This is a genomic window from Acinetobacter sp. YH12098 (genome assembly GCF_013419235.1).
Lineage (GTDB): Bacteria > Pseudomonadota > Gammaproteobacteria > Pseudomonadales > Moraxellaceae > Acinetobacter > Acinetobacter amyesii.
This window is the reverse complement of record NZ_VPAO01000007.1, coordinates 18,013-43,695: the sequence shown is the minus strand read 5'-3', so window position 1 is coordinate 43,695 and position 25,683 is coordinate 18,013. Positions and strand designations below refer to the sequence as shown.

The following is a 25,683-nucleotide window of genomic DNA, read 5'->3' as shown; positions in this document are numbered from 1 at the left end:
GATTACTCTCCTGCCATCTCTACGTATAAAGCACCATCTTCAACAATCACAGGGAATGTCTTGATAGGATCTGTTGCTGGTAAGCATAATGCTTGACCAGTTTTCAAACAGAATCGAGCCGAATGAAGTGGACATTCAACAGTGCCATCATCTTCAAGGTAACCTTCAGACATTGAAGCATTACCATGTGAACAACGGTCGTTCATCGCGAAAAATTCGCCATTGTTGTTGAATACTGCAAGCGCATCGATACCGTTAACGCCGCAATCTACTTTCAATGCTTCGCCTTCGTCTAATTCGTCAACTTGGCAAACAAAAATCTTATTCATTAGAAGAACACGCTCAGGTTATGTGAGTTGTAAGTCACCTGATCAAGGGTAATCTTACGGTTGAAGATTTCGAAACCTTGCTCAGTGTCGACTTTGCGGATCTTGTCGTGACGCTTACCACAGTAGATTGTTACATCTTTCTCTTTCTGGGTACGGTACAACAAGTACGTTACGTAAACGTCGTATTCGCCTTCAACTTCAGTCGCTTCAACAATCACATTTGAAACCATGTGTGTTGTACGTGAAGGAGGTTCTTCAGCCCAAGCCATACCTGTCTCTAAACGAGCTACACGGCGTTCCAACAAATCTTTAGTATCGTTAAATACCCAAGTTGTTGGCGGCTCAATCGAACGACGACGGTCACGAGTTTGAGCGTTCGGTGTAGTACGCAAGGTATAAGAAATATCTTCTGCCAATACGTCTAACCATTCGCGGAATTTCCAGTCGTCAAGCAATTTTGCTTCACGATAGAGGAACTGACTAATTTGGTGATGAAGTTCTAAACTGATTTGACTCATTTCATAAGCTCCTTCTCATATTCGTCAGCCGCAGCTTCAACGTCTTCCCATTTTTCATGAATCAATAAATCTGCCCAACGGCGGTACATACCACGTGCTGCAGTCTCAGAGAAAATATAGTTAGTGATACCCGGGATACCATCTTCACGTACTTTCTCGTTGCCTTTACCCATTTCCATAATTAATTTGTTTTGACGGGCTTTATAACCACGTAAAACTTTTTGAATTTCAATCCAGTTCTCAGAGTCATCTTGCTCAAGGAAACCAGCAGGACCGAATGCGCGAGTCGCAGAACGCTCAAATGCTTCTTTCACTTCTTGAGATGCTTCAGCGTCTGCAATACAGAATGCCCACACTTCAGTTTTGTTTGGACCACGTGGGTGCCATACACGAAGCGTTGCAGTACCGTTCAACCAAGACAATGTTGGGAACATGGTGTTGTGACCAGCAAGACGCAGTGCACGAGTTTCACCTAGGCGTTCTTTCACTTCTTCATACGTTTCACGGAAGTAGTTTGCTACTTCACCATCCACCCATACGTTTGCGTCTGGTTTCTCAGTGAAGAAGAAGCCTGAACCGTGACCACGTGAACCGTATTGGATCGCATCTTTCGCAGTTTCCCAAACTGGACGGGCAGTTTGTGCAGCACCTAATTTCTTAGAAGATTCATCATCTGGTTTAGCACCAAGCACCTGAATCGCAGATGCATGAGAGAACAACGCGTGGTATTGGTCAGAAGCGAACTGTTCAGCTGCAAATTTCCAGTTACAGTCGATTTCCCATTTGTGTACACCACCGATAATTTCTGTACCACCTTCACGACGGTCTACAACGCCGTCCAGGTACCAAGCGATATCGCCCATGTATTCTTCTAGATCTGGAGTTGTTTCATCCCAGCAGCCGAATACTAAGCCTTTGTATGATTTAACGCGGTTAACTTCTACCAGACCCCATTGCTCTTTACATGCACCATGTGGGTAAGCACGATCTTCAAGCGGGATATCTTTTAGAGAACCGTCAATACCGTATGACCAGCCGTGGTATGGGCAAGTGAACGCACGTGTATTACCACAGTCCGCGAAGCTCACACGCATAGAGCGATGACGACATTGGTTTAAGAATGCTTTGATTGAGCCATCTTTTTGACGTGCCACGATGATTGGATCTTCACCCATATAGGTATTGAAGAAATCACCGGCTTTAGGAATTTGGCTCTCATGGCATAGGAATAACCATGTACGACCGAACACACGTTCTAATTCAAGTTCGTAAATGTCTGGATCGGTATAGATAGATGGCGTGATACGTCCATTTTGTGCATCGACTAAAGCATCGATTTCGCGCACATCAATTTTTCCACTCATGAAAAGCTCTCCTGTGACCATAAGGCACAAAGTAATAGACTCAACTTTTCAACGATGATGGATTTTAGAGCGATATTCGGGAAATATTTATTTTGTTTTAATTAAGAGATTTTATGGATTATTACGGTAGATTTTTTTTATAGTATTTTTTTTAAATTACCGAGAACACCATTTATTTCGTGAATGGCAAAATAATCCTCACGCAATAGTTGTTTATAGATTATACTGAACGGACTTCTAAGTAAGACATTTTTTGGATTACTCCACGGGTTGATTATATGGAATTACGACACTTACGCTACTTTATTACTGTCGCTGAAGAACTCAATTTCAGTAAAGCTGCGTTAAAACTTTATACTGCTCAACCTTCTTTAAGCCAACAAATTAAAGATCTTGAAGAAGATGTCGGCGTAAAACTGTTGCACCGTACTAAACGTAAAGTTGAGCTCACAGAAGAAGGTGCCGTATTTCTAGAACAAGCACGTTTAACCTTGGCACAAGCAGACAAAGCTGTGGCTATGGCACGTCAGGTTTCACAAGCCAAACAGCAGATGCTGCGCATTGGTTTTGTCCCTGTTGCAGAGATGAAAATCTTCCCTTATGTGCTGCCAAATTTACGTGTTCAGAACCCAGAACTCAAGATTGAATTACTCAGTTTAAATAACCGCGATCAGATGAAATTGCTGCAAAAAGGTGAACTGGATATCACTTTTACCCGCAATAACTTCCACAGCGACGAAATAGAAAGTCAGTTTGTACTGCGTGAACCGCTGATCTTTATTTTACCCAAAGATCACCCTTTAGCGAAGTACGAGCGCATTCCAGTTAAAGCATTGAATGGGATTGATTTTATTATTCCTGCACGTGAACAATCTGGCACGTTGCATGAAGCCATTTTGGACTTTGCTTCGACCCATGGTATTCAATTTAATATCGTGCAAAAAGCCGACAATATCCTGTTTAACATTAACTCCATCGGCATGGGCTTAGGCTGCACGATCCTACCGGGATACATCGCGCCATTGACCATGAACAATACGGTAATTCGTCCTTTAGATGTCGAATTACCGTATCTAGACCTGTACGTAAGTTACCGAAAAACGGCGAGTTCTGTGGCTGTAGATAAATTCCTTGAACTGCTAACCAAAGTTTTTTATCTCGATATCAATCGCGAACAGCGTTAATTTTCGCCAAGTCATAATTTATAGATATAGCACCATTATTTTTGAAATAAATAATGGTGCTTTTTTTATGGCTAAAAAGTCGCTTTTTTAATCGTTTAAATGTTTTAATCGACGCATTTTATCTATCATGCATATCGACTTGATGGAAAATAACTTATAAATTTTAGTTTAGATATTGATAAAAATTGCTAAGAATAGCCGATTTACAACTTAAGTCTAATAAATAATTCCCCTTCCCCAACCATTTAGATGAGCTTATTTTATGCCTTTTTACTGATTTAGACCGTACACTGTCGACCCATTAATGAGAATAATACTCATTTACAGTATTTCTTTCAAAAGATTTATATAAAAAAAAGGATGGCAAAACCATCCTTTTTTTGAATTTCATGTCAGTGACAAGAAATTACACACCACGCGCTTTTAAATAATCTTTAATCACGGTGTTGAATTCTTCTGCTTTTTCAACTTGTGACCAGTGACCACATTGGCTAAAGATATGCGCATCCGCATTTGGAACTGTGTTCAAAATATCCCACGTACGAGATACTGGAATCACCACGTCTTGTACACCGTGAATCAACAATACTGGCACAGTAATGTCTTTCATTTTTTCAAAGTCGAGTGGGAATTCGAAACGGTCACGGTCGCGTGCGCCAACAACATCCATCAAACGATTTGATGCATAGTCATTTGCAGCAGAAGCGAAACGTACTTTTACCAATTCGTCTGTGATCAAGTCTTTGTTTACAACAAACATAGACAAGGTTTTCTTGATGCCTTCTTCGGTTAATACAGGGTTTGCATGTGCTTTAAGTGCTGCAGTTTGTTTAGCACCGCCTGTACCCATAGACACGATACCCAATACACGTTCTGGATAGTCCAAAGCCATTTGGAATGCTAACCAGCCACCGAGTGAGTTACCCACTAACCAAGTTTTTTCAATACCTAGGGCATCTAACGTACGTACAGCGTGATCAACCCAAGCACGGATACCATAAGCAGTATTCGGTGCAACAACAGTTTGACCATAGCCAATCGTATCGATAGCGATACAACGAGCTTGTTCACCAATTTGTGGAAGGTTTAACCACCAGTTTGCCGCAGCAGATACACCTGTACCTGAACCGTGTAAAAATAGAATTGGTGTGCCTTCACCCACTTCGTGGTAATGCGTTAATTCGCCTTCAGCAGTTTCAATCCATTTATCTTCTAAACCAAAGAATGAATCAGTTGTATAGTCAGGAATCTGAACAGTGCTCATACATGCTCCTCGTATTGCGTAGAGCTTATGTTTCAATCCATAGCGGATTTAAACACAAGGGGGACTCTTTTGGATTTTGTGGTTTTTACAGTCTCATATTACCTGTTCAGCCACTGCTAACTGATACATATTTACGATCATAAACAACAAATAGACTATAATTTAAGTTATTGTTTTTAAATACATAACTCAAAAATATATCCATAAAATCTTTGAGGTATTTCTTTTTTAAATAACCCAGCAAATAAAAAGGGAAGCAATGAATCCACTTCCCTCTTTTTTATCCTGAGAAATTAGAACTTATAGGTATAAGTTGTCGCGACACGGTACTCTTGCAAGTCAGATTTGTAATCGAAATCGGCATCGATATACATTGCCTGGAAGCCTAAGCCCTTCAACTTACCTTCAGGCACGGTGTAGTTCACGATTAAGTTAAGCTCATCAGATTTTTGATCTTTCAGGATGCCATTTGCAGTACCAATTTCTGCATCAGAACCTGTAAAGTAAACCGCTGTAGCATTTAGGCCTTTCGCACCAAGCTCTGCAAAGTCATAACCATACGTAAAGCCCCATGATTTTTCATTTTTTGCAGTAAATGTTGCTATACCCCAGTTGACTAAGTACGGCTGCGGCACCCATCCACCCAGTGTTGGGAATGCATTATCACCAAACATTTGTTGATAACCCAAACCAAAGGTATGCGAACCGTAATTCACTTTCGCACCAACCGATAACGCTTGGTTATCAATTTCGCCATACAGTTTGTCACCCGAATCCGAGTTATCGAAGTAACGGATATGGCTATCCAGTTTGGCTTTGTCACCTAACTTAGTTTTATAGTTCGCGCCGACATATTGCTGTGTGTAAATGTCTTGAACATCGGCATACCAGTAGCTACCACCAATTTCAGGCGTAAATTGGTGATCAATCCCCGCAATATACATCCCGTCAGATGCTGGACCGTTGTCAAAATGACCTATTTTTCCATTCGGCAGCTCTTTACCTGGTGAAAATAAAGTTAAATCACGGAACTGGTTATCATAACGATTATTAATACCGTCAATATAAGCCACGGTCAACTTGGTATCTTTCAGGTCTTTCGACTCCAGCCATGCACCGCTGTAAGTAGTCAGCAACTGACGTGATGGATCAAATACTAGCACTGGAGATACCGGCAATAGCTCGCCCACTTTCAATTCAGTTTTTGACACTTTGGCTTTAAGGGTCACACCCACTTTACCAAAGTTATCTTTTGATTCTTTACCATCGTGCGGCAAAATAAAGTCTGCATTGGTATCACGGCCATTGAGTTTAAAGGCATGCTGTACCAGCAGGTCCGCGCCGACTTGAATGCCCGCGCCAATATCCTGATAACCTGACTTCGCATCCAGCGTAATGCCTTGCGACCATGAACCCCAATTTTTATTTGGAGTATCTTCAATTTGACGATCCAAATAAAAGTTTTTAAATTTCAATTGCACTTGGCTGTCGTCAACAAAATCCGCATAAGTTGCAGATGTTCCTAATGTTGCTGTCGCAGCAAGAATTGCTATCCATAAATTTTGACGACGCATGGCTTATTCCCAGTGATCAAATTAAGCTATGACATCATCATGCTCAACAATACCTTGGAAAAAAATCCGACTACAGTATTAAGGTTTATCAGGCTTTTGTACGACTTGAACTTTGGAAGCTATTTCTGGTTATTTTCCTTAGAGATTAAAACAATAACTCTTTTTTATTATTTAGAACAACTGATTAAATTAACCCCATGTTTTAATAACATAAAATTTAAAGTTTTTTATTTTTTGCAATTACATGCGCTGTATTAATTGCTTTTAAGTTTAAACAAAGTTTTTTACTGAGATTTATCCTTATTTGAGTTATAAAATTTAGCTATGACATGATATTTAATTTATATAATCATCAACAACTTAAAGTTAAATTTTACTACTATGGCTGCTCGAAATCAGCCATTGGTTCGTAAGATATTTCTTATTTCAATCCACTTTTCATGCCTCAAATCAATCTCAACGTAATCTCAAGCCCATCTCAAACCAACACAGCCACTTCAGACATAAAAAAAGCGCCCATTTCGGGCGCTTTTTGATTTAAAGCAAATTAAGCATTGGCTTCTTTTGCTTTAGACATGGTCAATGCCAAATCTTCGATCATATCTTCCTGACCGCCCACCGTACCGCGACGACCAAGCTCAAGTAGAATTTCACGCGCAGATACTCCATATTTTGCTTCGGCACGTTTTGCGAACAATAGGAACGATGAGTAAACACCGGCATAACCTAAAGTTGCTGCATCACGGTCTGCACGAATTTGATGCGTCATCATTGGAATGATCAAGTCTTCAGCAATATCCTGCACTTTAAACAAGTCCACACCTGTTTCCATTTGCATACGGTTTGCGACCGCTACAAACAATTCAAGTGGTGTATTACCTGCGCCTGCACCTAAACCAGCCGAAGCCAAGTCAACACGGGTTGCACCTGCGGTCACAGCCGATACAGAGTTCGCAACGCCCATGCCCAAGTTATGGTGACCATGGAAACCAATTTCGATGTCTGAGCCGAGGTTGGCACGTAAAATACCTACGCGATCAGTCACATCTTGAGGCAACATATAGCCTGCAGAATCTGTTACATAGATACAGTTTGCACCGTAAGACACCATTTTTTGTGCTTCTTCGAGCAATTTTTCAGGAGAAGCCATGTGTGCCATCATCAAGAAGCCCACAGTATCCATACCCAGTTTACGTGCTGCAGTAATGTGCTGTTCAGAAACGTCTGCTTCAGTCGAATGTGTCGCCACACGAATGGTTGCCACACCTACATCATGCGCCATTTTCAGATGATCAACTGTTCCAATACCTGGCAATAACAGTGCAGAAACTTTTGCCTGTTTCAGGTTTGGAATCACTGCTTTCAGATATTCTTCATCAGTAGCTGCTGCAAAACCATAGTTCACAGAGTTACCACCTAAGCCATCACCGTGTGTGACTTCAATTAAAGGAACACCTGCATCATCCAACGCAGTGGCAATGGCAACCATTTGCTCTGGTGTGGTTTGATGGCGCATTGGGTGCATACCATCACGTAAAGTCATATCATTAATAATAATCTTAGACATTTTGGTATTCCTTAAGCTTCAGCAGTTTTGAAAACGTGTTCTGCAAACATTTCTGCAGTACGTGCAGCTGCCGCAGTCATAATGTCGAGGTTACCTGCATATTTAGGAAGATAATCACCTAAACCTTCAACTTCTAAGAAGATTGAAACACGGTTACCGTCAAATACAGGACCATTTACAAGTTTGTAACCTGGTACATATTTTTGAACTTCAAGAATCATCGCATGTACAGATTCAGTGATTGCTGCTTGATCTGGTTCACCTTCAACAAGACAGTGAACAGTATCACGCATCATCAGTGGTGGCTCAGCAGGGTTAATGATGATGATCGCTTTACCTTGTTTCGCACCGCCCACTTTTTCAATAGCGCCAGCAGTCGTACGAGTAAATTCATCAATGTTTTTACGTGTACCTGGACCCACAGATTTTGTTGATACTGTTGCAATGATTTCGCCATATTCAACAGGCTGAACTCGTGAAATCGCAGCAACCATAGGAATCGTTGCCTGACCACCACATGTCACCATATTGACGTTCGGAACTTCACCGGCATCCAATAACGCTTCTAAGTTTACTGGTGGTACGCAGAATGGACCGATTGCAGCAGGTGTTAAGTCAATCATTAACACGCCAAGTTCATTTAATTTGCGGCTGTTTTCAGCATGAACATAGGCAGAAGTTGCATCAAATGCGATTTTAATGTCGTCTTCAATTACGTGTGCAAGTAAACCATCCACGCCTTCAGCAGTGGTTTTTAAACCCATTTTAGCAGCGCGAGCCAAACCTTCAGACGTCGGGTCAATACCAACCATCCATACTGGTTCTAAAAATTCGCTGCGTTGAAGTTTGTAAAGCAAGTCAGTACCAATGTTCCCTGGACCGATCAATGCACATTTAATCTTTTTCATGAATGTGTACTCTTAAAAATTCCGTAAAACCCAAGCTTATTTCGCTGCAAATGCTGCAGTCACAGAACCAAAGCCTTCAATTTCAACTTTGAATTCATCACCAGGATTTGCCACAACCATTGGGCCTAAAGCACCGGTCAATACGATGTCACCTGCAAGCAATGGACGACCACGACGAACCATTTCGTCAGCCAACCACACTGCTGCATTTAATGGGTTAGAAAGACATGCTTTACCCACACCTTGTGAAACCACTTCTTCACCACGAGTCATGACCATTTTGCAATTCACAAGGTCAAGATCTGCAAGTTTTACAGGCTTAGAACCCAGTACAAAACCTGCTGAAGATGCGTTATCTGCCACAGTATCAATCAACGAGATTTTCCAGTTTTCGATACGACTATCGACCACTTCAATGGCAGGCAGTGCATATTCTGTTGCACTAATAATGTCTGCATAGGTGTGTTTTTCTTTGGTCAAATCTTGGTTAATCACCAAAGCAATTTCTGCTTCAACTTTTGGCTGAATCAATAAACCAGCAGGGATTTCTTCACCATCGCCATACGCCATGTCAGCAAACAACATACCGAAGTCAGGTTGATCAACGCCTAACTGCGCTTGTACAACTTTTGAAGTTAAGCCAATTTTACGACCTACAAGGCGACGACCTTCTGCCACCGCACGTTTGGTATTCACTTCTTGAACGGCATAAGCAATATCTACATCAGCACTTTCACCACCAAGTTGTGGACGGATCGGTGCAATCGCAGCCTGATTTACTTCCGCATCGCGTAATGCTTGCGCAACTGATTCAACAACAGCAGAATTCGACATCAATGTTTCCTTAAACTGCAAAAATTGGATGCACAACGTGTTTCATCCCGATCACCATCAAAATCAAAGTGATGAAAGTCATGTCAGGATTCGCCTAAAGCATTTCACTTGACATACTACACGTTATGTTTAGATGCATTTAGCATCGAGATTTTAGAAAGTGAATACCAATACTTATTTTATTTATGACTATAGCTATTAGCTATAAATTAATCATTATTTATTATTAATATTCAAAAACTTAAGTTAAAATAATTAAATAAAATTCACTATTTTTTTCGCCCTTAAATCTGAATCTCTACTAAAAAACTTGGCTTATACGACTAAAAGATAAGATTAAAAGATTATTTTAGCGTCAGGCCAACTTTTACGCATAGGTGTTCAATTTCATATGATTTAGTTTAATAAATTGGAAATTTAAAAATAAATCAATAAACAACAATAAGATAAAACCAAAAATTCAAACAAAAAATCTATTCCAGCTTGTGGTAAAAGGCCAAATAGTTGCGCTCAATTTTTTAAGGTAAATTTGCTAGAAGACTGCTTGTTATTGTAGAAAAATCTAGTGTTATTACTTTTTTAAATAATTGAATTTACTCATTTCATCAAGTAGAGCTGGCATTACTATTCATTTGGTAACAAAAAAGGTGAAAACAAATTTCACCCTTTTTACTCGTTTGTATCTAAAACTATACAGCTAGACGTAATTTCACGTGTTCTAGTAGAAATTCAGTCAAATCACCTACGCTATGTGCAATATGTAAGGGTTGAAAACACTGGAGTGTTTCTACAGTATGCACTCCATAGCTCACGCCTACACGTGGCATCTGAATATTGAGGGCCATTTCTAAATCATACGACGTATCACCAACCATAATGGCTTGATCGGCACGTAGTCCTGTTTCCGCCAAAATTTCTGCCAACATCAACGGATCTGGCTTAGATTTGGTTTCACTGGCTGCACGTGTCGCACGAAACAACTCATGACTTTGCGTTTGAGCCAAGACACGGTCTAGACCTTTACGACTTTTTCCTGTTGCAACAGCCAATTGTAGACCGGCATCGCGTAATTCCTGCAACATATCCGCGACACCATCAAACCACATATCCCCTTTGGAATGGGCCACATAGTGATCGGCATAACTTTGCAAAATGTCGCTGTGCAATTCAGGAACCGTCGGAAATAACCGCTGTGCGACTTCCGGCAGACCTAAACCAATAATACTTTTCGCATCAGCATCGGTCAGCGGCTGTGAATATTGATCTGCTGCAAATTTTAAACTCGCTACAATTTGACCCACAGAATCAAATAAAGTGCCATCCCAATCGAAAATGACTAGTTTTACAGCTGAGTTCATACGTTTTCCTAGATTTGATTCAGTGTTTGGTAATTCAGATTCTGGAGTGCATCAATTTATTTACCTCACCCCGGCCCTCTCCTTAAAGGAGAGGGAGAAAGAAAACTTACGAAGCAGTCCTGCTCAGGGAGAGAAGTCTCGTATTTAAAACTTACTCGTCATCTTCTGAAGACTTCACCACTTTGTCGGCTTTTTGCGCGCGTAGCTGCGCCACAAGGCTTTGCATATCTTCTGGCAATGGCGCTTCAATGGTTTGGTAACCCGGAATTTCTAAACGCATAGCATGTAGACATAAACGACGTGGCTTTGGACCACGGTATTCAGTTTCATGACCGTATTTTTCATCGCCCACCAATGGATGACCAATACTTAAACCATGTACACGGATCTGATGGGTACGGCCCGAAAGTGGAGACGCATACACCAATGTGGCATGCATAAAACGTTCTTTCACGTTCCACAGCGTCTTCGACTCTTTACCTTCTTTAGGTGATACACGAACACGACGCTCGCCATTTGCCAGTTCGTAACGATGCAAAGGCTGATCAATGAGCTGCTTATCCAAACTCACCACGCCTTTCACCACAGCAGCATAAGTTTTTTGGATTTTGTGTTCGCGCAGCATGTCTTGCAAGGTTTTCAGCACACTACGTTTCTTGGAAATCATCACCAAGCCCGAGGTATCACGGTCAATGCGGTGAATCAGCTCAAGGTATTTCTTCCCTGTTGCGGCACGTAAGCCTTCGATCAAGCCATACGCCACACCACTACCGCCGTGAACAGCAATACCAGAAGGTTTGTTTACCACCATTAAGCCTTCATCTTCGTACACCACACGGCTCAGTAAACTTTGTGCCACTTTGTCCGATACGGGAACCGCAGACTCATCTTTTTGCTCATAACGAATTGGAGCAACTCGAACTTGGTCACCAATATTGAGTTTGGTTTCCGCTTTGACGCGTTTTTTATTGACGCGAACTTGGCTTTCACGAATCAGACGATAAATGCGACTTTTAGGCACACCTTTCAGACGACTAAACAGGAAATTATCAATACGTTGACCCGCCTGATGCTCGTCCACTTCAAACCAGGTGACGCTTTGCCATTCTTGCGTAGAATTCATACAGTTACTGTGACCTAAAAAAATACTAAAATTGATTAAAAATTGATCATTTAAGCTATACTTTTCGCAAGAAACATAAGCTTAGCCCATAGGCAGATGATGCAAGGTTTGATATAGTCAGCGCACGGAAACCACCGTAACTGAGTAAAAGTTGATTCATTTCAGTATTTACTGTCATTGAACTTTCAAGCAATTACTCATTTAGCTCGGAAAGGTCCCAAAAGAATTATGCCGACGCCGAAGGCTTATTATATCGGCAAAACTGCAAACTGTTGCGTTTAATTGTGCCGTAGGTACATAAAACAGTTTGCCCCAAAAAAATATGTGCCAACCAAGGTTGGTTTTTAAACGTAAACTGATACACATCAGACCAGTCGCTCCCTGGAAATCGTGTTCAGGCCACAACGTTTGATGCATTGGATCTGCACAGTTTGTAAAGGTACGATGATAATTCCGTATCAAGACGCTCTATCAGATATGAATGGATGCTCTTCGAGCAATGTGACAGTGAAAGTTACTCACATCCAATGCACCGTTTGTCCGCCAGTGAAACGCGTTCAGGTGACTTTAATCATTTAAAAGATTGAAGCCGTATTGCCATCATCAATACGTGAATCAAAAACCGTTGCCCGCCCAAAGAAGGTCGGTACACATGCACAGATGATGTTTTTCGATCTGTGCAACTTGATCCATGCTATCTGATGCTCGCTACGAGTCAGGCGATGTTCTTCTGTGTATCACTATTAGGTGTTACACCCATGAAACGTATGTTGATTAATGCAACACATGCCGAAGAAATTCGCGTTGCACTTGTCACTGGTCAGCGTCTTTACGATTTTGACTTAGAGAATCGTACCCGTGAACAAAAAAAATCGAATATCTATAAAGGTCATGTGACTCGCGTAGAGCCGTCTTTAGAAGCTGTATTTGTTGAATACGGTGCAGGTCGTCAAGGTTTCTTGTCGATGCGCGAAATAGCTAATTCTTATTACAAAGCAGATCCTCGCCAAACTTCAAACATCCGAGAATTGATCACTGAAGGCACTGAGCTTTTGGTTCAAGTGGAAAAAGAAGAACGTGGTAATAAAGGTGCTGCCCTTTCTACATTTATCTCTCTTGCTGGTCGTTATTTGGTCTTGATGCCAAACAACCCGAAAGGTGGCGGTATTAGCCGTCAAATTTCAGGTTCAGTTCGTGAAGAGTTGAAAGAAATGTTGGCGTCTTTAAATGTCCCTCGTGGCATGAGCGTGATTGTACGTACTGCAGGTATTGGTCGTTCTCAAGAAGAACTCCAACTTGACCTTCAACACTTGCTGGACCTTTGGGCACAAATCCAGAGCACTGCAAGTTCTGGTCCATCACCAATGTTGGTTCACCAAGAAGCCGGTGTGGTTACACGTGCGATCCGTGACTATTTACGTGATGATGTTGCTGAAATTTTAATTGACTCTGAGCAAGCGTATAACGAAGCCTATAACTTTGTTAAAGCGGTGATGCCACGTCAAATCGACAAATTAAAAACCTATACGTTAAATGAACCGTTATTTGCTCATTTTGGTATCGAAAGTCAAATCCAAACTGCCTATGAACGTGAAGTAAAACTTCCTTCTGGTGGTTCAATTGTGATTGACCAAACTGAAGCACTGGTTTCAATTGATATTAACTCTGCAAAATCAACACGTGGTAGCGACGTAGAAGATACAGCACTCAATACCAACCTTGAAGCTGCTGAAGAAATCGCTCGCCAATTACGTTTACGTGATATCGGTGGTTTGGTTGTGATCGACTTCATCGACATGACCAAAGACCGTAACCAACGTATGGTTGAAGCTAAACTTCGTGAAGCAACACAAAGTGACCGTGCACGTATCCAATTCGGTCAACTGTCACGCTTTGGTTTGATGGAAATGAGCCGTCAACGCTTACGTCCATCGCTTGAAGAAGCCACTGGTTATGTGTGCCCACGCTGTCATGGCACAGGTATGGTACGTGACCTACGTTCTTTATCACTTTCAATTATGCGTAAAGTGGAAGAAATTGCGCTACGCGAACGTCATGGTGAAGTTCAAGTTGAAGTGCCTGTTGAAATTGCTGCATTCTTATTGAATGAAAAGCGTCACAGCCTTGTATATCTTGAACAAACTTCAAATGTTCGTGTGACTGTACTTCCACACCCTCACCTAGAAACACCACATTACGAAATTTCGTATAACCCTGAAGGTTTTGCACCTACAAGCTATGAACGCACTGAAGCGACACGTTCTAGCGAAAAAGAATTGGGTTACGAAGCATCTGAGTGGCACTTAGGTGAAGAACAGGCCGCTGCTGCTCAGCAACAAGCACCTGTACAACAACAAGAAAAAGGCCACAAAAAGAATAAGCAACAACCCGTTGCTGCTCAACAAGCACCTGCACAAGTTGCCGCTCCTGCAGCATCATCTAGTCCATGTGCATGGTTAGAAAACTTATTTGTTCAAAAACAAGCTGCAACCGTTGACCAGTCGCGTACTGCAAACAATGCCGCTGCTGCAATTGAACAAATGGTAAATAGCGGTGCTGCAAGCCGTGGCCAGTTTGGTCAAATTACCCCTGCATCGGCAGCGCCTGTTGTTGTCGTAGACAATAATGCTTACCTTGCGCCTTCTTCTGTTGTGCACAAACAAGAACGTGACAGCCATTCAGAAAAAGCTGACCGTGAAGAAAAACGTCACAACAAAAAGCGTACTAAGCATAAAGAACCACGTGAACAAGAAGCTCAACCGCATCAAGTTCATGAAGAAGTGTTACAATCTTCACGTCAAGATCGTCAAGAGCAGCGCAATAACGAAGCACGTCAAAACGAACGCCAAGAGCAACGTTCTGAACGTCAAGAACCGCGCCAAGACAACCGTCAAGACCAACGTGAAAACCGTCGTAACTCACGCCGTCAACATAACAATGAACAAGTACAGCACGATGTTCAAAACAATGAACAACCGCAGTCTGTTCCACGTCGTGACCGCAACAACCAACAACGTCCAAATCGCCCAAATCGCCACCGCGATCAAAGCGTATTGAACGAGCAAGTGATTGCTCAGGAAGTTGCAACTGAGCAACAATCTGAAAACCGCAATCAACGTCAACCTAAAGTTGAAGTTGTTGATGCACCACGTCAAGACGTGATACCAACAGCACTTGTAGTAAATGTTGATCAAGCTCAAAGCGAAATCGTAGCGCTAAATACTGCCCCAGCAGTTGAAAAACCTGTAGAAACCCCAGTAGTCCAAAAAGCCGCTGTCGTTGAAGCAGAAAAAGTGGAAAAACCTGCGACTGAAACAAAAGAAGTAGGACATAAACCACAGCATGCTCAGCAAAAACCGTCTCGTGCAAGCAATGACCCACGTCAACGCCGCCGCGAACAACGTGCAGCTCGCGCTCAACAAGCACAGGCTACGAAAATTTCGCCATCTCAAGTGCCGACACTGAGTCAATACACTGTAAGCAGCTTGATTAAGCATGTATACGGTGAAGACTGCTCAGTACTGATTGAGCAATTTGGCTTAATTCCAACATTCAACCGTGCATTGCAAAAATTCACGGAAGAATATGCCGCGACTTTGACTGCACCTGCAGCTGAAGCAGCTGTAGAGAAAAAGCCTGTCACTCGTGATGTTCAAGTTGCAAAAGCTGCACCTGAAGCTGAACCAGCGCCAATGTTGGATTTGACACCACCAAAGCCTGTGTCAGATAAACGTGTTGCTAATGACCCACGTGAGCGTCGTCGCCTTGCTAAACTTGCCGCTGAACAAGCGAAACAAGACCAAGCAAAAGCACATGCTGAGGTGGAAGCTACGCCTGTCGCAGACACTGCTGTTGAGGCGCCTGTAGTTGCAGAAGCTAAAGCTGCTACAGTTGAAGTCAATGTATCCGACGTTGCAGTTCAAACTGAAGCACCTGTGCCCGCTCAAGCTGAAGTACCGACACCCGTTCAAGCTGAACTGGATGTGAGTGCGCAGCCTGAAAAGACGGAAGAAGTGTCTGAAGCTCCTACTAAACCAGTAGAAGAAAAAGCTCAAGCCGTTGAAACGGAAAAGAAAGTTGAGGGTCCTGTAGACGAAAACTCGGCCGCTGAAGGTGAAAAACCTGCACGCCCTCGTCGTCCTCGCGGTCGTCCACCGAAAAAAGCAAACACCGCAACTGAGCAGTAATTTGCTATTTTGCAGGTGAATAAAAAAATCCAGTCATTTCGGTGACTGGTTTTTTTTTGATACTTTTGTCAAATTAGGTTGATTGCACTAGATCGAAACGATTAAAAGACAATTGTAGAATTTGCTGCAAATTTCATTGCAAAGAAATAGACCGTATCGGATTACGAAAAATAAATAGGATTCACATGAGCCAAACTACACAACACGACCTTATTGGGATTGCTGATGTTGCAGCAAAAATTCCCGCGTTCATTAGCAAAGTACCCAACCTGTTGAGTGGTCTAAAGCAAGCCTATTTACGTACCCCAAATACTTCCGCAGGCTTAGGAATTGCATTTGAAAAAGCCGTAAAGCGTAATCCTAAAGGTTATGCGCTTTATTTTGAAGAGCAAAAATATACCTATAACGAACTCAATGAATGGGCCAATCAAATTGGTCACTATTACCTTGCACTCGGTGCAAAAAAAGGTGATGTGATTGCGGTGATGATCGAAAACCGATCTGAACTCGTTGCAACCATCGTGGCTTTAGCCAAAATTGGCGTCACCAGTGCCTTGGTCAACACCTCACAAGTCGGCAAAGTCCTGACACACAGCATCAACTTAGTAAACCCAATTGCGGTAATTGTGGGCGAAGAATGCCGTCAAGCCGTAGAAGAGATTCGTGGTGATCTCAGTGTAGCTGCAGATCGTTTACATTGGTTCGCAGATCAAGCCACTCGTGTAGATGCCGGTCAAGCACCGAAAGGCTTCTTAAACCTTGCAGAAGCGATTGATGAATTTCCAAAGTTCAACACACCCACCACTGCAAGTGTAAAAGGCAAAGACGGCCTATTTTATATCTACACCTCTGGGACAACAGGCTTACCTAAAGCGGTGATTTTCACCAACAGCCGTTGGACTTTGGCTTATGGAACATATGGTCACGTCCTTAATCTGAATAAAGATGATGTGATGTATGTGACCTTACCGCTCTACCATGCTACAGGTACTGTGGTTTGTTGGTGTGGGGTGATTGCCGGTAGCGCCACCCTTGCCCTGCGTCGCAAGTTTTCAACTTCTTCATTTTGGAAAGATGTACAAAAATTTGATGCGTCAGCCATTGGCTATGTGGGTGAGCTTTGCCGCTACTTGATGGATGCCCCACATTCAGACCTTGAAAAAGGCCATCGTGTGAAAAAAATGATTGGTAACGGCATGCGACCAAACATTTGGGATAAGTTTAAAGAACGCTTTGGGGTTGAGGAAGTCCTTGAACTCTATGCGTCAAGTGAAGGCAACGTCGGCTTTAGTAATGTGTTTAACTTCGACAATACCGTTGGTTTTTCACCAACGCCTTATGCGATTATTCAGTTTGATAAAGGAAAAAATGAAGCTGTACATGATGCTAAAGGTCGCTGCATTAAAGTGAAAAAAGGCGAAGTCGGCTTACTCATCGGTAAAATTACCCGTCGCTCACCTTTCGATGGCTATACCGACACGGAAAAAAACAAATCCGTCATTATGAAAGATGTATTCAAACATGGTGACTCATACTTCAACACAGGTGACTTGGTTCGTGACATTGGCTTCCGTCATGCACAATTTGTCGACCGTCTAGGCGATACTTTCCGCTGGAAAGGTGAAAACGTTTCAACCACTGAAGTTGAAAACATGGTGAGTGAGTACGATAAAATTGCTGAAGCTGTGGTTTATGGCGTAGAAATTCCAGATACCAATGGCCGTGCAGGTATGGCTGCCATTACACTGACTGATGGTGCCGAACTCAACGAACAAGATTGTAGTGAAATGGTTCTACAATTTAAAAAATGCTTACCCGCTTATGCTGTGCCGGTATTTTTACGTGTACAGAAAAAAGTCGAAACCACAGGTACGTTTAAATACCAAAAAAATAAGCTGAAAGAACAAGCCTTTGATCCTAAGCAAACTGATGAACGTTTATTGGTATTGCTGCCAAATGCAACTGCTTACTGTGATTTAACTCCTGAAATTTATGCCAATATTCAGGCATATAAATACCGTTTTTAAGCAAATAGCGCTCATTTTAGCGACAGATATCCGCTAAAATGAGCTACTTTGTTGTATTTATAATCAAACACAAGCAAGTTTATGAATTTTTACTTGCGCTTGAAGCAGATCTTGCTACAATACGCACCATCAAGCGAAATGGGTCGTTAGCTCAGTTGGTAGAGCAGTAGACTTTTAATCTATTGGTCCCGCGTTCGAGTCGCGGACGACCCACCATTTCCTTCGATACCACAAGATGGGTCGTTAGCTCAGTTGGTAGAGCAGTAGACTTTTAATCTATTGGTCCCGCGTTCGAGTCGCGGACGACCCACCATCTTTCTAAAATGCCAGTTTTAGATTACAATCTTGTGCATACCCCCTAAGGGTCGTTAGCTCAGTTGGTAGAGCAGTAGACTTTTAATCTATTGGTCCCGCGTTCGAGTCGCGGACGACCCACCATTCTTTCTTAGGGCTTCTTTCTTCCGGCAGTTGAAGAAAAAGAAACCTGCAGGTTCCGACCAAGACAAACCATCACCATTATTGGTTTTGATTCGCCATTCTCGAAATTTTGCTATAGCGATGTTGCGAAGTATCATTCTTGTCTTGCTAGATGAAGTATTTGACCTGAAAAATTTTAGATAACAAATATTCCCTAGTATTCAAAACTACGCGCTTCGTTTATCTTGCTAAAATTTTAAAAATGCTCTTTTAAAATTTTCTCAGGGTTGTTAGCTCAGTTGGTAGAGCAGTAGACTCTTAATCTATTGGTCGTGGGTTCGAACCCCACACAACCCACCAATTCTGTTTTGTCTTAACTATATCGTATTAATAATTCAATTTTTTATAAGCTAGTTGCATTCGATTAGCCAATGTCTGCGAATTTCACGCCGACACTCAAACGCAATTTATAATTTTATTTACTTCATTCGCAGTATTTAATTTGGGTCTTTCACCAAGGTATAGGCATGTTGAGGCTGAGGATAGCCTTTAGAAAATAATTCCTGATTTCGGTCGACTTCACCTTGACGAATTTTGTCTAAATCCATGGTGATTTTATTTTCATTAATCACATGATAATAGAAATTCACGCCTTCTTTTCGATGAACCACCAGCTCGGTATGTGCTTCATTAACACTCCACGTATCCTTACGGTATTTCACATTAATGCCTGGCGTATTGGTTTTTTCAGCAAACACTTTACCAATTTGAATAATACTGCGGTGTACCGTGCCATCTGGCAATAAGTTAAGAATGAACTCCGCATCGCCTTCTGGGCATGGAATAAAACTGTCATCGCATTTTACTTTGGCATGAAAACGTCCAATAAAAATTTTGGCATGCTCAGGAACAGGAGCTGACTTTATTTCATCGTCATTCGGCAATGTCGCCTGCCCTGCCACTTGGGTTAATTTTTTTCCATGATCTTGCTTCGCTTGAACTTCCGATGCGACAGTTGATGCCGAACTTTCACCCTTATCCGCTGCGGGTTGAGGCGTTGGACTACAACCAATAAAAGAGAGGCTGAACACTCCTGCAAATACTGAAAGATATGCAAATTTCATCAAAAAAGGTGAAGCCGATGTTTTCATATAATGTGCCAAGACCAATCATTCATTGGTTTTTTCAGTTCTTGCTGACTTAATATTGTAATCAAATAATCAACGCTGTATACATATATTTGCGATATATGTTATATCATATCTCATTGTTATCGTTGATATTTAATTAACACTCAAGCTATTTTAAAGGCAAACTAATCAAACCAATTCTTCAAATTACATAACTTTACTTAATTTTTTTTCTGCACCCTTTAAATCGCAAAGCTTGTCACCATTTCTATAATATGAATTTGGAAATATTCAAATTTATTCTTTTTTTTGAAGGAGACCTGAATGGCCAATGTTGGTTTATATCGCTCAAACCGCTCTAACATGATTGCTGGTGTGATGGGGGGTATTGCTGAACGTTTTGGTTGGAACGCAAATTTACTGCGTATTATTTTTATCTTTGTATCATGCTTAAGCGCAGCCTTTCCCGGTATTTTGGTGTACTTGGTTTTATGGTTAGTCATGCCTAAAGCACAAGATAACTTTTTCCGTACCAATGGCTATTCAGACCCTATTCGTACTGTGAATGATGACAGACGTTAAAATCCTTTGACCCAGTTTGGTCGCTACGGTTTCTCCCCCAAGATTCCGTAGCTTTTTTTTGCCTATATATTGGCAAAGCCATATTTAAGTCTGATGAATTTAAATCAAAGTTTAAGGCTTAAGATTTTGTTTGCTGATTTAGCTGTTGATATAAGGCGGCAATCATATCGGCACGGCTAATCATTCCCACCAACCGTTTTTGCTCAACAACTGGAATATAATTAAAAGATCTTTCCACAAAATATGGCACCAAGTCTTCAATCGGCTGATCCGGCTGCACGGTCACCACTTTGGGATTCATAATTTGATAAACGTGATTTTCCCAACTGGCTTTGGGGTCTGCGGCACGTTTAAACCATTCCACTACATCATATAAAGCCAAATTTCCCACCAAGCGATCTAAATCACTCACCACAGGCAAACTCATCAAATTGACTTGTTTAAACTTTTCCAATGCTGACTGAATATCATCTTCTGCACGCAGGGTAATCACTTGCTGACTCATGATGTCACGACAATGAAACTGGCTTAGGCCACGACGACTGGCTAATTGCTGTGCTTCTAAAATAATTTTTTGTAAGTCATATTCACTAATATCAAGCAACTGACTTTGCTGTTCTAAGACTTGCTGAATATCCGCTGGCTGAATCGACACTTTTTGTGTCGGTGTTGGATCTGTCGTCCGAGTATTGACTTGTGCTTTTTGTGGATACTGCTTGCCTAGTAATCGGTTATAAATGATAGCAACCACCATCAAGAGGACCGAATTTAAAAGGACTGGATAAAAAAGAAAGGCATAGCCTAAATCATGGACTGCCTCTCCGCCCAATACCGCTGTAATCGCCACGGCTCCACTTGGTGGATGCAATGAGTCTGTGGTCATCATTAAGATAATCGCTAATGCAACCGCGATACTAAATGCTTCGGTTAAATTAGGAATAAACATCGCACACGTCACACCAATCAAGGCCGCAAGACTATTACCGACTACCATATTCCACGGCTGTGCCAATGGGCTGGCAGGTACAGCAAAGAGCAGTACGGACGATGCGCCCATCGGGGCGATATACCACGCATTTAAGTCATCTAGCGCCAGCCAACTGATCAGCGAAGAAATACTCAGGCCCAGCAAAGCACCTACCCCACACAGGATGCGGTCTTTTAAAGGCAGAACTTTAAAGTTGGGTTTAAGCGTATTGAGCCAAGCTGATTTTGCGTGAAACACGAGATACCTTGTTTGTTGTTTTGCGAGATGTGGCAATTATAAAGCCATGCAAGCAATAAGATGTATTCAACTTACATCTTTATCTTATAAATTTTACTTTTGATTCTTTTGAATGATGTATACGCCGCTTACTTGCGTAGTTTTATCCCAAGAAATGAGCCTAAAATTCTCATTATATGTTACTGATAATTAAAATAAAAAATCTATCAGCGCTCACATCTGTACTCACTAAAACAAAGGAACATTTAGGCGGTCAGCTTATTCATCTTGATCAATTAAATCTTCACTGCCATAAATAATTTTCTGAGCTGTTTCATCATACACAATAGGAAACCATTCATAATAAGCCGAAGGGATTCGTTCAACTCGAATACGTCCAATCACATAATTATGCCCACCCAATAAATCAACAGTGAATCGAGCTGGACGAGCGATAACTAGCTGTGAATTATGATCAATGACGAGCTCAGTTTTTCCCTGTTCTACCGCGGTGGTAAACCGTCCGTGAATAGGTGAGTCAAAAGCCATTCCTCGTGTGACTTTTCGCGTCCCCTGCTGACCATTGACCTCAAGCAAAAGACCTTCGCTCATTTGATACTTTGAGCTGACCACTAACTGCTGTTTAATCAAATTCTTACATTCCGCGTTGCAAGAATTTGTAATAGTCGCAATTTTTGAAGCGTGAAGTGATGAATCTGAATACAAAGCTACAGGCGTCGTACTACAGGCAGATAGCACCATACTTATCACAATAAAAGACTTCTTAAACATTGTTATCGCTCATCATTCAATTTATTCATCCACTTTATGCCACAAGTAACTTCGTTTTTATTCTGTACAATAGGAAAATATAAAATTCTGCGCATCATTAAAACATCAAAGCTTGATTCAAGAATGATTAACCCTTTGCCACACACCCCCAAAATCCTTATAATTGAGCACAATTTTTATCTAATTTTAAGTGGATGACCATGAGTCGCGCCATATCGCATATTGATACCTTCCAAGGCTTAATTCTTGCCTTACAAAACTACTGGGCTGAACAAGGCTGCGTCATTCTTCAACCTTACGATATGGAAATGGGTGCAGGTACTTTCCACACTGCAACTTTCCTACGTGCTTTAGGCCCTGAAACTTGGAACGCTGCTTATGTTCAGCCTTCTCGTCGTCCTAAAGATGGCCGTTATGGTGAGAACCCAAACCGCCTACAACACTACTACCAATTCCAAGTCGTATTGAAACCAAACCCAGACAACATCCAACAGTTGTACTTAGATTCATTAAAAGCCATTGGTATTGATACCCTTGTTCACGACATTCGTTTCGTGGAAGACAACTGGGAATCTCCAACACTGGGTGCTTGGGGCTTAGGTTGGGAAGTTTGGTTAAACGGTATGGAAGTGACTCAGTTCACTTACTTCCAACAAGTCGGTGGTGTTGAGTGCTACCCTGTGACAGGTGAAATCACTTACGGTCTAGAACGTCTAGCGATGTACCTCCAAGGTGTAGACTCTGTTTACGATTTGGTTTGGACTAAAGGTCAGTTTGGTACAGTGACTTATGGCGACGTGTTCCACCAAAACGAAGTTGAACAATCAACCTATAACTTTGAATATGCCAACGTTGAAAAAATGTTTGAATTATTCGACTTCTATGAAGCTGAAGCGACTCGTTTAATGGAAGCTGAACTTCCACTGCCTGCCTATGAACAAGTGATTAAAGCATCGCATAGCTTTAACTTACTTGATGCACGTGGCGCAATTTCAGTAACTGAACGTCAACGTTATATTTTACGTGTACGTACATTGGCTCGTGCTATTGCACAGAGCTATGTCGCTGCGCGTGCGAAGCTTGGCTTCCCGATGGCAGAACCTGCTTTACGTGACGAAGTATTAGCTCAGTTAAAAGCACAAGTTGAAGCGGAAGCAAAAGTAGAATCTAAGGAGAGCAAATAATGTCTAAACATACAGTATTGTTCGAATTAGGCTGCGAAGAACTTCCACCAAAAAGCTTAAAAAAATTACGTGATGCGCTTCATGCAGAAACGGTAAAAGGTTTAAAAGACGCAGGTCTTGCATTTGATGCGATTGAAGCTTATGCAGCACCACGTCGCCTTGCATTGAAAATTGTCAATGTAGACGGTGCACAAGCAGACACACAAAAACGTTTTGATGGCCCTGCTAAACAAGCAGCGTTTGATGCCGAAGGCAAACCAACTAAAGCGCTTGAAGGCTTTATGCGTGGTCAAGGCATCACTGTTGATCAAGTATCGACTTTCCAAGCCGGTAAAGTTGAAAAAGTGTGCTACTTAAAAGACGTGAAAGGTCAAAGCCTTGATGTTTTACTTCCACAAATTTTACAACACGCTTTAGATAACCTCCCTATCGCAAAACGCATGCGTTCTGCTGCAAGCCGTACTGAGTTTGTACGTCCTGTAAAATGGGTTGTGTTGTTGAAAGACAGCGATGTGATTGATGCAACCATTCAAGATCACCAAGCAGGCAACGTGACTTATGGTCACCGTTTCCATGCGCCTGAAGCAATCACACTTGCAAATGCCGATGCTTATCTTGATGCCCTGCGTACTGCAAAAGTGATTGCAAACTTTGAAGAGCGCCAAGCCATCATCGACCAACAAGTCAAAGCTTTAGCTGATGAAGTAAATGCCATTGCGATTGTCCCTGCGGACTTACGTGACGAAGTAACAGCATTGGTTGAATGGCCTGTTGCGCTGCGTGCAAGCTTTGAAGAACGCTTCCTTGCAGTGCCTCAAGAAGCACTCATCACGACGATGCAGGACAACCAAAAGTATTTCTGCTTAGTGAATAGCGACAATAAACTTCAACCTTACTTCATTACCGTGTCAAATATTGAGTCGAAAGATCCGTCTCAAATTATTGAAGGGAATGAAAAAGTTGTACGTCCGCGTTTGTCAGATGCTGAATTCTTCTTCCTGCAAGATCAAAAGCAGCCGCTTGCGTCTCGTAAAGAGAAATTGGCAAACATGGTGTTCCAAGCAGAATTGGGTACGCTTTGGAACAAATCTGAACGTATTGCCAAGCTGGCTGTGGCGCTTGCGCCGATTACTGGCGCAAACCCAGCTGATGCAGAAAAAGCTGCACTCCTTGCAAAATGCGACTTAACTTCTGAACTTGTGGGTGAGTTCCCTGAGCTTCAAGGTATTGCGGGTACTTACTACGCACGTATTGAAGGCGAAAATGATGAAGTTGCTGAATCTTTAGGTGAACAATACTTACCTAAATTTGCTGGTGACGTTTTACCAAAAACCAAGACCGGTACAACGCTCGCGCTTGCAGACCGTTTAGATACGCTCACAGGTATTTTTGGTATTGGTCAAGCGCCGACAGGTTCGAAGGATCCGTTTGCACTGCGCCGTTCTGCAATTGGTATCTTGCGTCTTGTGACTGAAAATGATTTAGATGTTTCGATTGAAGATCTAATCAAACTTGCACTTGCTGCTTATGGCGATGTATTGAAAGATCACGATAAGACTTTAGCGGATGCTGTTGCATTCCTTGAAGGTCGTTACCGTGCTAAATACGAAGACCAAGGCGTGGCTGTAGATGTGATTCAAGCGGTTCAAGCACTTTCTCCAAAATCGCCACTTGATTTTGATAAACGTGTAAATGCGGTAAATCATTTCCGTGACCTCCCTGAAGCTGCTGCACTTGCCGCTGCCAACAAGCGTGTTGCAAACATTCTTGCGAAAGAAGCTGCACCTGAAGGAAATGTCGTTGAAGCAAATCTAGTTGAAGATGCTGAAAAAGCATTGTTCGCTGAACTTGCGAAAATCACACCTGTGGTTGAGCCATTATTTGCTGCGAAGGACTACACTGCTGCATTGTCTGCACTTGCTGCACTTCGTGCGCCAGTCGATGCGTTCTTTGACGGTGTGATGGTGATGGCAGATGATGCTGACTTAAAAGCGAACCGTTTACGTATGCTTGCACAGCTTCGTGACTTGTTTACGAAAGTGGCTGATATTTCAGTGTTACAGCACTAAGTTTAAGCATTAATTAAAAACTCGCTTTAAAGCGGGTTTTTTTATGCCGTTTGAAATCTAGGTAAAAT

19 protein-coding genes, 4 tRNA genes and 1 pseudogene are annotated in these 25,683 nt (G+C 42.0%); 10 read left to right on the top strand and 14 right to left on the bottom strand.

Annotated elements, in window-relative coordinates:
• Positions 1-2 precede the first annotated feature (2 nt).
• Genes hcaC through hcaE form a run of 3 tightly spaced genes read right to left on the bottom strand, consistent with a single transcriptional unit; the run spans position 3 to position 2,211 of the window.
• Positions 3-329 (bottom strand): 3-phenylpropionate/cinnamic acid dioxygenase ferredoxin subunit, encoded by a 327-nt coding sequence (gene hcaC / locus FTU38_RS03395; RefSeq protein ID WP_067763933.1) that lies wholly within the window; start codon positions 327-329, stop codon positions 3-5.
• A complete protein-coding gene (hcaF, locus tag FTU38_RS03390) occupies positions 329-847 on the bottom strand; it encodes a 3-phenylpropionate/cinnamic acid dioxygenase subunit beta (RefSeq protein WP_078192773.1) in 519 nt (172 codons plus the stop codon). Before hcaF ends, hcaC begins: the two co-directional genes overlap by 1 nt.
• Complete coding sequence (gene hcaE / locus FTU38_RS03385; RefSeq protein ID WP_180110566.1) at positions 844-2,211, bottom strand: 3-phenylpropionate/cinnamic acid dioxygenase subunit alpha; 1,368 nt, start codon at positions 2,209-2,211, stop codon at positions 844-846. The genes hcaF and hcaE overlap by 4 nt, the downstream gene beginning before the upstream one ends.
• Before the next feature lie 278 nt (positions 2,212-2,489).
• Here hcaE and hcaR point away from each other — a divergent pair, with 278 nt between their 5' ends.
• Positions 2,490-3,395, top strand: coding sequence for a DNA-binding transcriptional regulator HcaR (gene hcaR / locus FTU38_RS03380; protein WP_078189744.1), 906 nt, complete (start codon positions 2,490-2,492; stop codon positions 3,393-3,395).
• A 406-nt stretch (positions 3,396-3,801) separates the two neighbouring features.
• On the opposite strand, the gene FTU38_RS03375 is transcribed toward hcaR, so the two are convergent.
• From FTU38_RS03375 to FTU38_RS16995, 8 genes and pseudogenes are all read right to left on the bottom strand, one after another.
• Entirely contained in the window at positions 3,802-4,659 is an 858-nt protein-coding gene (locus FTU38_RS03375) for an alpha/beta fold hydrolase (protein ID WP_168377928.1), read from the bottom strand.
• Positions 4,660-4,952: 293 nt separating this feature from the next.
• Positions 4,953-6,233 carry an OprD family outer membrane porin gene (locus tag FTU38_RS03370; RefSeq protein WP_180110565.1) on the bottom strand — a complete coding sequence of 427 codons (1,281 nt, stop codon included), beginning with the start codon at positions 6,231-6,233 and terminating at the stop codon, positions 4,953-4,955.
• A 547-nt stretch (positions 6,234-6,780) separates the two neighbouring features.
• A complete protein-coding gene (dmpG, locus tag FTU38_RS03365; RefSeq protein ID WP_180110564.1) occupies positions 6,781-7,800 on the bottom strand; it encodes a 4-hydroxy-2-oxovalerate aldolase in 1,020 nt (339 codons plus the stop codon).
• A gap of 11 nt (positions 7,801-7,811) precedes the next feature.
• Complete coding sequence (locus FTU38_RS03360) at positions 7,812-8,708, bottom strand: acetaldehyde dehydrogenase (acetylating) (RefSeq protein ID WP_180110563.1); 897 nt, start codon at positions 8,706-8,708, stop codon at positions 7,812-7,814.
• Positions 8,709-8,744: 36 nt separating this feature from the next.
• A complete protein-coding gene (mhpD, locus tag FTU38_RS03355) occupies positions 8,745-9,542 on the bottom strand; it encodes a 2-keto-4-pentenoate hydratase (RefSeq protein ID WP_078189749.1) in 798 nt (265 codons plus the stop codon).
• 689 nt (positions 9,543-10,231) lie between these two features.
• Positions 10,232-10,900 carry an HAD-IA family hydrolase gene (locus FTU38_RS03350; protein WP_111884106.1) on the bottom strand — a complete coding sequence of 223 codons (669 nt, stop codon included), beginning with the start codon at positions 10,898-10,900 and terminating at the stop codon, positions 10,232-10,234.
• Positions 10,901-11,051: 151 nt separating this feature from the next.
• Complete coding sequence (locus FTU38_RS03345) at positions 11,052-12,023, bottom strand: RluA family pseudouridine synthase (protein ID WP_111884107.1); 972 nt, start codon at positions 12,021-12,023, stop codon at positions 11,052-11,054.
• A 55-nt stretch (positions 12,024-12,078) separates the two neighbouring features.
• Positions 12,079-12,387 (bottom strand): annotated as a pseudogene (locus FTU38_RS16995) (hypothetical protein).
• A gap of 394 nt (positions 12,388-12,781) precedes the next feature.
• Here FTU38_RS16995 and FTU38_RS03340 point away from each other — a divergent pair.
• From FTU38_RS03340 to FTU38_RS03315, 6 genes are all read left to right on the top strand, one after another.
• Positions 12,782-16,210, top strand: coding sequence for an Rne/Rng family ribonuclease (locus FTU38_RS03340; protein ID WP_180110562.1), 3,429 nt, complete (start codon positions 12,782-12,784; stop codon positions 16,208-16,210).
• A 185-nt stretch (positions 16,211-16,395) separates the two neighbouring features.
• Positions 16,396-18,237 carry a long-chain-acyl-CoA synthetase gene (locus tag FTU38_RS03335; RefSeq protein WP_180110561.1) on the top strand — a complete coding sequence of 614 codons (1,842 nt, stop codon included), beginning with the start codon at positions 16,396-16,398 and terminating at the stop codon, positions 18,235-18,237.
• Positions 18,238-18,377: 140 nt separating this feature from the next.
• A tRNA-Lys gene (locus tag FTU38_RS03330) sits at positions 18,378-18,453 on the top strand.
• A 21-nt stretch (positions 18,454-18,474) separates the two neighbouring features.
• Positions 18,475-18,550 (top strand) — tRNA-Lys (locus tag FTU38_RS03325).
• 49 nt (positions 18,551-18,599) lie between these two features.
• Positions 18,600-18,675, top strand: a tRNA-Lys gene (locus tag FTU38_RS03320).
• A 263-nt stretch (positions 18,676-18,938) separates the two neighbouring features.
• Positions 18,939-19,014, top strand: a tRNA-Lys gene (locus tag FTU38_RS03315).
• Positions 19,015-19,151: 137 nt separating this feature from the next.
• On the opposite strand, the gene FTU38_RS03310 is transcribed toward FTU38_RS03315, so the two are convergent.
• The gene (locus tag FTU38_RS03310) at positions 19,152-19,805 is read right to left on the bottom strand and encodes a hypothetical protein (protein ID WP_257225666.1); all 654 of its coding nucleotides are present in this window, start codon (positions 19,803-19,805) and stop codon (positions 19,152-19,154) included.
• 303 nt (positions 19,806-20,108) lie between these two features.
• Here FTU38_RS03310 and FTU38_RS03305 point away from each other — a divergent pair, with 303 nt between their 5' ends.
• Positions 20,109-20,366, top strand: a complete 258-nt coding sequence (locus tag FTU38_RS03305; protein ID WP_078189754.1) for a PspC domain-containing protein — start codon at positions 20,109-20,111, stop codon at positions 20,364-20,366.
• 118 nt (positions 20,367-20,484) lie between these two features.
• On the opposite strand, the gene FTU38_RS03300 is transcribed toward FTU38_RS03305, so the two are convergent.
• Together FTU38_RS03300 and FTU38_RS03295 are read right to left on the bottom strand one after the other, a co-directional pair.
• Positions 20,485-21,591, bottom strand: a complete 1,107-nt coding sequence (locus FTU38_RS03300) for an HPP family protein (protein ID WP_078192783.1) — start codon at positions 21,589-21,591, stop codon at positions 20,485-20,487.
• A gap of 258 nt (positions 21,592-21,849) precedes the next feature.
• Complete coding sequence (locus tag FTU38_RS03295; RefSeq protein ID WP_078192784.1) at positions 21,850-22,362, bottom strand: hypothetical protein; 513 nt, start codon at positions 22,360-22,362, stop codon at positions 21,850-21,852.
• Positions 22,363-22,562: 200 nt separating this feature from the next.
• On the opposite strand from FTU38_RS03295, the gene glyQ reads away from it, so the two are divergent.
• On the top strand, positions 22,563-23,546 hold the full coding sequence (gene glyQ, locus FTU38_RS03290; protein ID WP_067666981.1) for a glycine--tRNA ligase subunit alpha: 984 nt from the start codon (positions 22,563-22,565) through the stop codon (positions 23,544-23,546).
• Entirely contained in the window at positions 23,546-25,615 is a 2,070-nt protein-coding gene (gene glyS, locus FTU38_RS03285; protein ID WP_180110560.1) for a glycine--tRNA ligase subunit beta, read from the top strand. Before glyQ ends, glyS begins: the two co-directional genes overlap by 1 nt.
• Positions 25,616-25,683 lie beyond the last annotated feature (68 nt).